This window comes from Allobosea sp. P4_H5 (genome assembly GCF_056400825.1).
This window is the reverse complement of sequence record NZ_JBFUKM010000015.1, coordinates 177,264-189,282: the sequence shown is the minus strand read 5'-3', so window position 1 is coordinate 189,282 and position 12,019 is coordinate 177,264. Positions and strand designations below refer to the sequence as shown.

Sequence of the window (12,019 nt, the reverse complement as noted above, 5' to 3'; positions counted from 1 at the left end):
CTGCCGGGTGCGGCAGGTGTCGGCCGTGGACGCGCCGGGGCCGCGGCGCGSCGCCCGGCCGCGGCCGGCGCGGGCGCCTCGGATCGACGCCGATCGCTTCCAAGAAACGCAGCCCGTCCCCGACAAGCGGCTGGAGGGATATCCGACCGTTCCACCGCCACCCACGACACCCTGAGACAGCGAAGCGTCCCGAGAGCCGATGCGAACCGCGATCTACGTTATCTTCTGGGCGATCGCCACGGCCGTGGTCGTGGCGCTGATCACGCTGCCGATCAGCCTGCAGGCGCATCTGATCGCCGGGACGATCGTGGTCGGGGCGATGATCCTGCTCAAATTCCTGCGTCCCTACGGGGTCTGGCGCCTGATCGCGCTCGGCCTCGGGACGGCGATGGTGCTGCGCTATGTCTACTGGCGCACGACGAGCACGCTGCCCCCGATCAACCAGCTCGAGGACTTCATTCCCGGGCTGATCCTCTATCTGGCCGAGCTCTACAATATCGGCATGCTGTTTCTCAGCCTGTTCGTCGTGGCGATGCCGCTGCCGCGACGCAAGACCGCCCCGCCGATCGCCGCCGACGCTCCAACCGTCGATGTCTTCGTGCCCACCTACAACGAGGAGCCAGAGTTGCTGGCGACGACGCTGTCGGCAGCGCTGGCCATGGACTATCCGGCCGGCCGCCTCACGGTCTACCTGCTCGACGATGGCGGCACCGACGAGAAATGCAACGCTGACAATTTCGTCGCGGCCAGCGCCGCACGGGAACGCCGTGCGCAGTTGCAGACGCTCTGCAGCGGGCTCGGCTGCACCTATCTGACGCGCGAGCGCAATGTCAGCGCCAAGGCCGGCAACCTCAACAACGGCCTTGCCAATTCCAGCGGCGATCTCGTCGTCGTCTTCGACGCCGACCACGCGCCGGCGCGCAGTTTCCTGACCGAGACGATCGGCTATTTCGGCGAGGATCCGAAGCTGTTCCTCGTCCAGACGCCGCATTTCTTCATCAATCCCGACCCGCTGGAGCGCAATCTCAGGACGTTCAAGGCGATGCCGTCCGAGAACGAGATGTTCTACGGCATCATCCAGCGCGGTCTCGACAAGTGGAATGCCTCGTTCTTCTGCGGCTCGGCCGCAGTGCTGCGCCGCACGGCGCTGCAGACGACCAGCGGCTTCTCAGGCCGCAGCATCACCGAGGATGCCGAGACCGCGATCACCCTGCACGCCACCGGCTGGAACAGCATCTATGTCGACAAGCCGCTGATTGCCGGGCTCCAGCCCGCGACCTTCGCGAGCTTCATCGGCCAGCGCTCGCGGTGGGCGCAGGGCATGATGCAGATCCTGATCTACCACCGCCCGATGCTGAAAAGCGGTCTCTCGCTGCCGCAGCGCCTGTGCTACTCGTCCTCGGCCCTGTTCTGGCTGTTCCCGTTCGTGCGCCTGACTTTCCTGGTGGCGCCGCTGTTCTACCTGTTCTTCGGGCTGGAGATTTTCACCGCCTCGGGCGCCGAGTTCATCGCCTATGTGTTCAGCTACATGGCGGTGAACCTGATGATGCAGAACTACCTCTATGGCCGCTATCGCTGGCCGTGGATCTCCGAGCTCTACGAATTCATCCAGTCGGTCTACCTGCTACCGGCAGTGATCTCGGTCCTGATCAACCCGGGCAAGCCGACCTTCAAGGTCACCGCCAAGAGCGAGGAGCTCGGAACGCGTCGTATCTCCGAGCTCGGCTTGCCCTTCTTCATCATCTTCGCCGTGCTGGCGCTCGGCGTCGTCGCCACCTATTGGCGCACCATCGCCCAGCCCTACAATGCCGACACCACGCTCGTGGTCGGGCTCTGGAACATCCTCAACCTGCTGATGGCCGGTTGCGCCCTCGGCGTGGTCTCGGAGCGGCCGGAAGGGCGCGGCGCCCGCCGTTTCCCGGTGAAGCGCCGCGGCGAGATCAGCATCGACGGCCGGACCGCGCCTATCATCACCGAGAACGTCTCCGTCGATGGCGTCGCCGTGCGGGTCCTGTCCAAGAGCTTCGACAAGCTGCCGGTGAACAGCACGGGCGAGATCACCTTCCAGACCTCGATCGCAATGCCCTCCGGGGCTCTGCCCGTGCGCGTCGTCCGCCACGCCTCGGACGAGAAGGGGCTGGTGCTCGGCTGCCGCTACGAGCCGAGCGAGCCGCTGCACAGCCGGATCATCGCGGATCTCGCCTTCTCGGACGCCGGGATCTGGAGCAGCTTCCAGAAGGCGCGGCGCCAGAACATGGGCGTCATCTACGGCACCTTGCGCTTCCTGCGCCTCGCCTTGTTCCAGACCAGCCGTGGCCTGTCCTATTTCTTTGGCCTCGCCCGCTTTGCGCGTTCCAATCCTACGCGGAAGGCAGCGGAATGAGAACGCGCCTCCTGCCCATATTGGCCGCGGCGGCAGCTCTTCCGATCCTGAACCCGGGCTCCGCGCCCTGGGCGCAGGAGGCCCAGCCAACCCCACCGCCCGGGCCGGCGCCGTTCATGATTGCCCCTCCGGCCCAGCAACCTCCGTCCGCCCGCCAGGCGGAACCCAAACCGCAGGCAGAGCCGGCACCGGCAGCAGCGACGCCAGCCATTCCCGCCAGCTTCGCCTTCAAGCCGCTGCTGCCGGCCGCCCGCGTCATGCTCGAAGGTGAAGGCGATGCACGCAGCTGGGCCTTTTACCTGACCCAGGACGAGGCCGGCGCCGACCTCAATCTCGACATCGCCTTCCAGAATGCGCTGGTCGTGATGCCGGAGGCCTCGCGCCTGACGGTGCGCATCAATGGCGAGCGCATCATGGAAGCGCCGATCGCCTCCTCCGATCGCCTGAAGCGAACCTCCACCGCGATCCGCAAAGGGCTTCTCAGGCCCGGCCAGAACACGATCCGCTTCGAGGCCGTGCAGCGCCACCGCACCGACTGCACGATCGCCTCCACCTATGAGTTGTGGACGCGCATCGACGGCGCCGGCACGCGGCTCAGCTTCAGGAACCCGGCACAGCAATCGCGGCTGCGCAGCATCGATGACCTGCCAGCAGTCGGTACCGACGAGACCGGGCAGACGACCATCCATATCGCCGCGCCGGGCGCGGCGAGTGCCGTTGCCGCAAACAGCATTCTTGCCGTGGCTCAAGGCGTCGCGCTGCGCGGTCGCTACAGCCAGACGGCGGTTCGGATCTCCGAGCGGCTGCCCGACAGGGTCCGCCCGGGGATGCTGACCGTCCTGCTCGGAACGAGCAAGGAGCTGCGCGAGCTCATCGGCACCTTGCCCGCGGAGGCTGGCGTCGGCAGCTTCGTCGGCTTCACGACGCATCCGAAGCTCGGACCCGCCGCCCTGCTCGTCACTGGAGAGAGCTGGCAAGACCTCGAGGCGACCATCGCCAGGCTCCTGACCGGGCCGGTCTCCCGGCCGACCAACATCAACCGCAAGACGATGGCTACGGCGAGCTGGCACGTCCCCGATGCGCCATTCATCTCCGACAGTCAGGTGCTGCGCTTCTCGGAACTTGGGATTGCGACGCAGGAATCCTCGGGGCGGCGCATGCGCGTACGCGCCGTCCTTGCGATGCCGGGCGATTTCTACGCCAACGCCTATGGCGAGGCGACGCTCTATCTCGACGGCGCCTATTCCGAGGTCCTGCCCGGCGACAGCCATATCGAGATCTTCGTCAACGGCAATGTCGCCGCGACCGTGCCGCTCAATACGACAAGCGGAGGTCTCTTCCAGCAAACCCCGATCACGGTACCGCTCAGGCACTTCCGACCTGGCATCAATGAGATCTGGTTCGAGGCGGTGACGCCGGCCAGGTCCGACCTCGCCTGTGGACCGGGCGCGACATTGCCCGGAAAGAACCGCTTTGCGCTGTTCGACACCACGGCTCTGGCGATCCCGAACTTCGCCAAGATCGGCGTCAGCCCCAATCTGGCGGCAGTGGCGGGAACCGGTTTTCCCTATTCGATCACCGCCCAGATCGCCCTGCTCGTCGGCCGCCTGGACATCCCCAACCTGAGCGCCGCTGCGACCCTGCTCGCAAGGCTCGCCCAGCGCGCCGACCGGCCGCTCCCGGTCGATGTCATCGGCAGTGCCGCCGCCATCGGCAACCGCCCCGCCCTGATCGTGGGCGCCGCTGGCCAGATGCCTGCTGGATTGCTGCCGCGCATCGGCATCGCCGACAATGTCCGCAACACCTGGCCGCAGCGCGCAGACGCAGTCGTCCTCGTGCCTGAGACCGAGGGCACGGCCGTGTTCGATGCGGTGATCAACCGCTTCCAGGGCCGGCAGACGACGCCGGAAGATTCCGGTGGCGTCGCGCCGAGCACCGAGGCGACCCGCGATCGCTGGCGCGGCTCGTTCGGCGGCCCCCTCGCGCGCTATTTCATCAGCTTCGACCGATGGCTGCAGCGCACCTTCGATCTCTCCTTCGCCCAGCTGCGCACACCCACGCGTGCACCCACGCTTTATGAGCCGGCCGAAGGAGCCGAACTGATCGCCGCACAGGCGAGCGACCCCGACACCAGGCAGGTCTGGACCGCCTTCGTCGTGCGCCAGGAGGAGGCGCTGGAGAAGAGCGTCGACAGGCTCGTGACCCCCGGCAACTGGGCCGGGATGGCCGGCAAGCTCACCGCTTTCCGCAGCGGGCAGGACAATCACGTCCTCTCGGCGGACAGCACGACCTTCGTCATGACCCGGGCGTTCAGCCTGGCCAATATGCGCCTCGTCTTCGCCAACTGGATGTCGAGCAATATCGGCATCTATGCGTTGACCCTGCTGGGAGCCTGCATCGGCCTCGGCATCGGAACCTTCCTGATGCTCGGCCGGTTGGGGAGGCGATCATGAAACGGCTTCGCGCAACCCTGGCCGCCATGCTGTTCAGCCTCACCTCCGGCGCTCAGGCTGCCCTCCCCGCCGGCGCGTGGGAGCTCTACCGGCAGAAATTCGTCACCTCCGAGGGGCGCGTCATCGACGACGCCAATGGCGGTATCAGCCACAGCGAGAGCCAGGGCTACGGCCTGCTGCTGGCCTGCCTCGCCGGCGATCGCAGCAGCTTCGCCAGCATCCTCTCCTTCACCCGGACCGAGCTCCTGATCCGCGACGACGGCCTCGCCGCCTGGCGCTGGGACCCGAAGGCGACGCCTCGGGTCACAGACATCAACAATGCCAGCGACGGCGACCTTTTGATCGCAGAAGCCCTCACCTGCGCCGGCACGCGCTGGTCGATGCCGGCCTACACCACCGCGGCCCGCCAGATCGCCCGGTCACTGGCCAAGGTGGCACTCCTGAAGCGTGGCAGCGAAACCTGGCTGATGCCGGCGGCGAAGGGCTTTTCCGAGCAGGAGCGGCCGGACGGGCCTGTGATCAATCCGTCCTACTGGGTGTTCGAGAGCTTCCCCGTCCTCGCCCGGCTCACAGGCGACCAGAGCTGGATGCAGGTGCAGGCCAGCGGATTGAAGCTGCTCGACGACCTCGCCAAGCGGAAGGTTCCGGCGGCCGACTGGCTCTCGCTTAAGGGCGAGCCAAAGCCTGCCGAGGGCTTTCCGCCGCAGTTCGGCTACAACGCGCTGCGCATCCCGCTCTATCTCCTGCGGGCCGGCCTTGGCGACAAGCAACGCCTCGAACCTTTCCGCCAGGCCTGGGCCAATGGCACAGCGGTGATTGACGTGCCGAGCGGCAAGCCGGCGGAACCGCTGCCCGATGCCGGCTATCGCATCCTGGCCGCCGCCATGGCCTGTGCGCTTGACCGCACCCCTGTCCCAACCGAGCTGAAGACCTTCCAGCCGACGCTCTACTACCCGTCGACGCTGCATCTGCTTGCCCTCTCGATGCTCAGCGAGAGGTATCCGCAATGCATGTGAAATCCGTGCTGATCGCCGTCGCAGCCTCGAGCGCCGCCTTCTACGGGCTGGGCCGCTATGGCCATGACCTCAGCTGGCCGGAAGCCCCGCTACCGGCTGTCCAGCAGGCGCAGGCCGAGACGCAGACCGAACCAACGCCGCCGTCACAACCGGCCGCGGCCGGTCAGTTGGAGACCGAACTGGCCCAAGCCCCTGCAGCGCCGGGACGGGCTGTGTCACCGCCGGGACCACCGCAGAAGGTCGACGAGACGGCATTGCGCTATTTCGCCAGCCAGGGCGAGACTCGCCGTTACGAGGCGGAACTCGCCCGGCTGCGCGCGCTCTATCCGGAATGGAAGCCGCCGACCGATCTGAATTCGTCGCTGCCCGCCGGCGATCCCGAGCTGGAGCGCGTCTGGAAACTGTTCGCCGAGGGCAAGTTCGGCGAGGCGCGCGCGGGAATCGCCCAGCGCAGCAGCACCGATCCGAACTGGCAGGCCCCCGCCGACCTTATCGCCCAGCTCGACCGGGCCGAGGCCGGCCTGCGCCTGGTCAATGCCTCCAACGCCAAGCAATGGGAGCAGGTGATCAGGATCGGCACCGAAGCGCCGGCGCTGCTGACCTGCACCAATGTCGACGCGCTCTGGCGCGTGGCCGAGGCCTTCGTCCAGACCGGCGTGCCGGAGCGGGCGCGCGACGCCTATGCCTATGTGCTGACCAACTGCACCAACCCGACCGAGCGCGTCGGCACCATGCAGAAGGCGCTCGCCAGCCTGCCCGAGACTTTGGTCAGCCCCTTGCTGGCGCAGGAGAAGCAGAACGAGTTCTCGAGCATTCGCGACGAGATCGCCCGGCGCCATATCGGCAAGGCCGCCGAAGAGCCGACCCTGACCGCGACGCCCGAGGAGCTCCGCCGTATCGAGGCGCTCGCCAATGCGGCGACGACGCCGGATGATCCGACCCTGCTCGGCTTCTATTTCTTCCGCCACAACGATGCGGCCAAGGCCGTGACCTGGTTCCAGACCGCGCTGGCGCGCAATGGCGGCGCCAAGGCGGCGGAAGGAGCGGTGCTCGCGCTCGGCGCACAGCAGAAATACCAGGACGCGGAGACGCTCGGCGCGCAATGGCTCGAAGCCGGCCCGGCGAACCGGAAAGCCTATCTCGACGTCGCGACCGCGCTGATCGCGCAGGAGCCGGCGCCGCGGCTCGAGCGCGCCGTCGTCGAGCGCATCGCGCGGACGGTCGGCGTCGATCGCTATGCACCAGGCGGCGCCGGTCTCGGCTGGTACGCCTATAATTCCGGCCAGATCGCCCCGGCCGAAACCTGGTTCGAGACCGCTCTCGCCTGGGATCGCAACTACGAGCCGGCTGCCTATGGCCTCGCTCTGGTGCATCAGCGCCTGCGCGACCTGGCTGGGGTGCGTGCCATCATCGCCGAATGGCGCAGTCGCTCGCCGCGCATCGCCGATCTGCTGAACCCGGCGCGCAGGCGGCCCCCAGCCCAGGAGCGGGAAATTCGACCGCTCCCGGAAACACCCCCGACCGCACGGACAGCCCCGATACCCGAGCCGGCAGAGCGGGCGCCACGCCGCGTCGTTCGGGCCGAGCCCGCGCCGGCCATGCGCCACGAAGACGACATTCCCGCTGCGGCGGTGACGCGGCGCCCGGCAGCCGAGCGCCCGCGCAACGGCTCCTGCGGCTCGGGTGCAGGTGGAGCAGCCGCGCTGCAGCGCGGCTGGTGCCTGCTCAACCTGAAGCGGCCGGCAGCTGCGGCCGAAGCCTTCGACGCCGCCCAGCGCAGCGGCAACGCCCAGGTCGCCGCCGACGCTGCCGCGGGCAAGGCCTATGCGAAAATCCAGCAAGGACTGACGGGCGAAGCCAGCGCCGCAGCAGCCGGTGCCAACCTGCCGCCGGCACGCCGCAAGGAGCTCCAGACCCTGCTGCTCTCAGAGCGCTTCTATGCCCAGTACGACGCCAAGGATTACAACAGCGCTCTGATCACGCTCGGCGAGCGGGCGCGCTATGCCTCCGAGAGCACCGATCTGATGCTGATGCGCGGCTGGTCGTATTTCAATCTCGGCCGCTTCGACGACGCTGCGCAGGTCTTCCAGGCGCTCTACCGCGCCAATGGCTCGCCGCAGGCGATGTCCGGCCTGACCGCGATCCGCGACATCACCCAGCGCAATCGCTACTGAGCTCCAACCCGCCTCGCGGCCTGGTGATGGCGCAGCGCGCACAACGATCGCCATAACCCTGCAGAATACCCCATACCCGATTTCGACTTGGACAGACTGGGTTGGCCGTCCCCACTATCGCACCAACAAGCGAAGAGGGGACAAAGCGATGAAGATGCATGCCGCCGGGCTTGCGGGCCTGATGCTGGTTGCGGGCTTGCACGGGCAGGCACTGGCCGAGGAGACGGTCCTCCGCGTCAGCTCCGGCGCCAGCAATGTCTCCACGCTCGATGCCCACCGCGCCAGCGCGACCGACGACAAGGCGCTGGTCGGCTGGCTCTATAACGGCCTCGTCCGCTTCAAGCCCGGCAGCGCCGATCCCAAGGACCTCGAGCCCGATCTCGCCGAGCGCTGGGAGACCTCGCCGGACGGCAAGGTCTGGACCTTCCACTTACGCAAGGGCGTCAAGTTCCATGGCGACTGGGGCACGCTCAATGCCGACGATGTCGTCTATTCCTTGCAGCGCTCCGCCGATCCCAAGCGCTCGACCTTCTCCTCGGATTTCTCGGCGATCGACAAGGTGGAGAAGGTCGACGACCTCACCGTCCGCGTCACGCTGAAATATCCGGACGTCAACTTCCTCGGCCGCGTCTCCAATTATCATGGCGGCAACATCGTCAGCCGCAAGGCGGGCGAAGAACTGGGCGACCGCTACGGCGCCAAGCCGGTCGGCACCGGCCCGTTCACCTTCGTCGAGCAGGTGACGCAGCAATATGTGAAGCTCGCCGCCAACCCCGACTATTTCCGCGGCAAGCCGAAGATCGACACGATCATGATGCGGGCGATCCCTTCGGACAGCGCGCGCGAACTCGCCTTCACCTCCGGCGAGCTCGATCTGTTCTACGGCAAGCGCGAGCAGCGCTGGGTCGATTCCGCCCGCAAGCGCCCCGGCTTCAATGTCGAGATCTTCCAGCCCGGCGAATACCGCTTGCTGCACATCAACCGCAGCCAGCCGCCGCTCGACGACATCCGCGTGCGCCGCGCCATCGCCGCCGCGGTCAATGTCGACGATCTCGTGCGCTTCGTCGGCAAGGATGTCGGTCCCAAGGGTTGCTCCATCGTGCCGCCCGGCTATCTCGGCGAGGATTGCACGGTTCGCTACGGCTTCGACCTCGCCAAGGCCAAGGCCCTACTGGCCGAGGCCGGTCACAAGGACGGCATCACCATCAAGGCGATCGTCTCCAACATCTCGGCGCAGCAGCCCTTCATGGAGATCATCCAGGCACAGCTCGCCAAGGCCGGGATCAAGCTGGAGATGCAGGTCGTCGACCACGCGACCTATCAGAGCCAGAGCCGCAAGGACCTGAGCGGGCTCGTCTTCTATGGCGCGGCACGCTTTCCGATCGCCGACACCTATCTTAGCGAGTTCTTCCACTCGCGCGCGACCGTCAACACCCCGACCGCGGCGACGAACTTCTCGCACTGCGCCATCGCCGACAAGGAGATCGAGGAGGCCAGGGTGGCACCGAGCGCCGAAGCGCAGAAGGCGCTCTGGAAAGAGGCGCAGCGCAAGATCATGGATGATGTCTGCGCGATCCCGCTGTTCGAGCTGCGCCAGGTCTGGGCCCGCAGCGGCAAGCTCGACTTCGGCTACGAGCTGAAGGGCGCGCTCAACCTCGCCCCGCCGATCACCGAAGCGACGACGCTGAAGGCCCGCTGATCGCTAGCTAAGGGTCCACTCGTGGAAACCGTACGCCGGCTCGCAGCCTATGTCGCCGAGGCGCGTGAACAAGAGCTGGCTGAGGATCTGCGGGAAGCCGCCTGCCGCGCCGTGCTCGACCTCGTCGCCGCGGCGCTTCCCGGCGTCGATGCGCCGGGATCGCGCGCGGTCCGGCAGGTCGCCTCTGCGACGATGGCCGGCGGCGCCCTGCCGGTCTGGTTCACCGGGCAGCGCGCCGGCCTCGCCGGCGCGGTCTGGTGCAACGCCTCCGCTGCGGCAGCGCTCGATCTCGATGACGGCCACCGTATCGCACGGGGCCATCCCGGCGCGGCGATCATTCCGGCGGCCCTCGCGGCGACAGAGGAGATCGGCGCCACGACGGAAGAGCTGCTGCGGGCGATCGTGATCGGTTACGAGGTCGGCGTCGCTGTCGGGGCGGCACGGCGCTTCTACGCCAATACCGGGATGTGGTCGGGTTACGGCGTCGTCGCGGCCTTGGGCTCTCTCAGGCGGACTCCGCCGGACGTCATGGCCCACGCCTTCGCCATCGCCGGCATCAGCGCGCCGAACCAGCTCCATGCCGGCGCTGGCCCACTGTTTCCTGCGCAAGAGGGCAACGACGTCAAGGAAGGCATCGCCTGGTCGAGCGCGACCGCGGTCAATGCGCTGCTCCTGGCTGAGGCCAGTCATAGCGGACCGCTCGCCTTGCTCGACCAGCCCGAGCATTTCCGGCTGGAAGGGCTTGCCGAGGGCCTCGGCCGACAGTGCTACATCGCCCGCAACTACATGAAGTTCCACGCTTGCTGCCGGCATGTGCATGCGCCGGTCGAGGCGCTGCTCGGCCTCGTCGCAGAGCACCACCTCGCGCCTGATGGCATCGAGTCGATTGAGGTCGCGACCTATGCCGGCGCATTGCGGATCGCCAACCGGCCGGAGCCCAGCGGCTTCACCGACATCCAGTTCAGCATCCCCTATTGCCTCGCGCTGGTCGCGATCGACGGACCCGGCGCCCTGCTGCCGTTGACACCTTCGGCGATGGGGCGCCCGGATTTAGTCTCGCTGGCGCAGAGAGTTTTGCTGCGCCTCGACCCCGAACTCGATGCCCGCTTTCCGGCGGAGACGCTGTCGCGCGTGACCGTCCGCAGCAAGGGGACCGCGCTCACCTCACCCGTGACTGCATCGCGCGGCGAGGCAAGCGCGCCGCCCTCCTGGGCTGATCTCGAAGACAAATTGCGTCAGGCGGGCCGCTTTGCCGCGACGCCAGCCCAGCAGGACACACTGATCGCGGCCTGCAACCGGCTCCGCAACGGCGACCACGCACCGCTGCTCGACGCGCTCGCGACGATCAGGCTGGATTCGGCGTCAGGATAGTCCGCGAGATCTCCGCCGCCGCCTCGCGCGCGCTCTCCAGGAAGGCGGCGACCAGCCGGGCATTGCGGCTGTCGCGGTTGCGGCAGAGCTGGAAGTCGAGCTGGAACTCCGGCTCGAAGCGCCGGATCGCGATCTTGTCGCGCAGGCCACCGACGATCAGTGGATGCACCAGCGAGACGCCGACACCGGCCGCGACGAACTCGCAGAGCGTCGGCGAGACGTTCGCGATCATCACCACCTCCGGCACGACACCATGGCCCTCCAGCACCCGGCTGATGCTGCGATGGGTATGGCTTTCCGGGTCGAAGGAGATGAAGGGGACGCCAGCGAGATCGCGCGGGGTGATCACCTCTTTTTCCGTCAGCTTATGGCCGAGCGGCAGGATGCAGACCACCGGATGGCCCATCATCGGCTCGGCGGCGACATAGGGATTGTCGACCGGGGCGATGATCAGCCCGACATCGAGCCTGTGCGTGACGAGCGCGTCGGAGATCCATTGCGAGCTGCGCGACTGGACCGAGCAGAACACGCCAGGCTGCCTGGCGAGAAAGCGCGAGGTCGCCTCCTGGATGAAGGAGCCGGAGAGCGCCGGCATCACGCCGATCAGGAGACGGCTCTGCTCATCGCGGCGGATCGCCTCGACCGCGTTCTCGACCTGGCGGACGCCGGCGAAGATCCGATCGATCTCCTCATAGAGCCGCATGCCGCGCCGCGTCGCCACCAGCCGGCCCTTGACCCGGTCGAACAGGCGCAGGGCCGTATCCTCTTCGAGATGGGCGATCAGCTTGCTCATCGCCGGCTGCGAGACGTTCATCATCTCGGCGGCGCGGCTGACGGTGCCGTATTCGATCACCGCCTTGAAGGCTTCGACCTGGCGCAGGTTGAGCCGCCTCACCATGACATAACCTCTGGGAATAGAGTGC

Annotated in this window: 7 protein-coding genes; 6 read left to right on the top strand and 1 reads right to left on the bottom strand. The window is 67.4% G+C overall.

What is annotated here, in order from left to right; genetic code table 11:
- Positions 1-199 precede the first annotated feature (199 nt).
- The 6 genes from bcsA to AC1DS0_RS26570 all read left to right on the top strand — a co-directional run bounded on the left by bcsA (position 200) and on the right by AC1DS0_RS26570 (position 11,096).
- Positions 200-2,383 (top strand): UDP-forming cellulose synthase catalytic subunit, encoded by a 2,184-nt coding sequence (gene bcsA, locus AC1DS0_RS26595; protein WP_476817227.1) that lies wholly within the window; start codon positions 200-202, stop codon positions 2,381-2,383.
- Between the two features lie 116 nt (positions 2,384-2,499).
- Positions 2,500-4,836, top strand: a complete 2,337-nt coding sequence (locus AC1DS0_RS26590) for a cellulose biosynthesis cyclic di-GMP-binding regulatory protein BcsB (RefSeq protein ID WP_476817226.1) — start codon at positions 2,500-2,502, stop codon at positions 4,834-4,836.
- Positions 4,833-5,852: a family 8 glycosyl hydrolase gene (locus AC1DS0_RS26585; protein WP_476817225.1), complete on the top strand. Its 1,020-nt coding sequence runs from the start codon at positions 4,833-4,835 to the stop codon at positions 5,850-5,852. Before AC1DS0_RS26590 ends, AC1DS0_RS26585 begins: the two co-directional genes overlap by 4 nt.
- The gene (locus tag AC1DS0_RS26580; protein WP_476817224.1) at positions 5,843-8,026 is read left to right on the top strand and encodes a tetratricopeptide repeat protein; all 2,184 of its coding nucleotides are present in this window, start codon (positions 5,843-5,845) and stop codon (positions 8,024-8,026) included. The genes AC1DS0_RS26585 and AC1DS0_RS26580 overlap by 10 nt, the downstream gene beginning before the upstream one ends.
- A 148-nt stretch (positions 8,027-8,174) precedes the next feature.
- The gene (locus AC1DS0_RS26575) at positions 8,175-9,725 is read left to right on the top strand and encodes an ABC transporter substrate-binding protein (RefSeq protein WP_476817223.1); all 1,551 of its coding nucleotides are present in this window, start codon (positions 8,175-8,177) and stop codon (positions 9,723-9,725) included.
- A 21-nt stretch (positions 9,726-9,746) separates the two neighbouring features.
- Entirely contained in the window at positions 9,747-11,096 is a 1,350-nt protein-coding gene (locus tag AC1DS0_RS26570; RefSeq protein ID WP_476817222.1) for an MmgE/PrpD family protein, read from the top strand.
- On the opposite strand, the gene AC1DS0_RS26565 is transcribed toward AC1DS0_RS26570, so the two are convergent.
- On the bottom strand, positions 11,071-11,994 hold the full coding sequence (locus AC1DS0_RS26565) for a LysR substrate-binding domain-containing protein (RefSeq protein ID WP_476817221.1): 924 nt from the start codon (positions 11,992-11,994) through the stop codon (positions 11,071-11,073). The two genes, AC1DS0_RS26570 and AC1DS0_RS26565, sit on opposite strands and share 26 nt — an antisense overlap.
- Between the last annotated feature and the right edge of the window lie 25 nt (positions 11,995-12,019).

Bases quoted from the DNA above. Each gene is read 5' to 3' on its own strand.
- bcsA (WP_476817227.1), top strand. From the start codon at position 200: ATGCGAACCGCGATCTACGTTATCTTCTGGGCGATCGCCACGGCCGTG.
- AC1DS0_RS26590 (WP_476817226.1), top strand. From the start codon at position 2,500: ATGATTGCCCCTCCGGCCCAGCAACCTCCGTCCGCCCGCCAGGCGGAA.
- AC1DS0_RS26585 (WP_476817225.1), top strand. From the start codon at position 4,833: ATGAAACGGCTTCGCGCAACCCTGGCCGCCATGCTGTTCAGCCTCACC.
- AC1DS0_RS26580 (WP_476817224.1), top strand. From the start codon at position 5,843: ATGCATGTGAAATCCGTGCTGATCGCCGTCGCAGCCTCGAGCGCCGCC.
- AC1DS0_RS26575 (WP_476817223.1), top strand. From the start codon at position 8,175: ATGAAGATGCATGCCGCCGGGCTTGCGGGCCTGATGCTGGTTGCGGGC.
- AC1DS0_RS26565 (WP_476817221.1), bottom strand. From the start codon at position 11,994: ATGGTGAGGCGGCTCAACCTGCGCCAGGTCGAAGCCTTCAAGGCGGTG.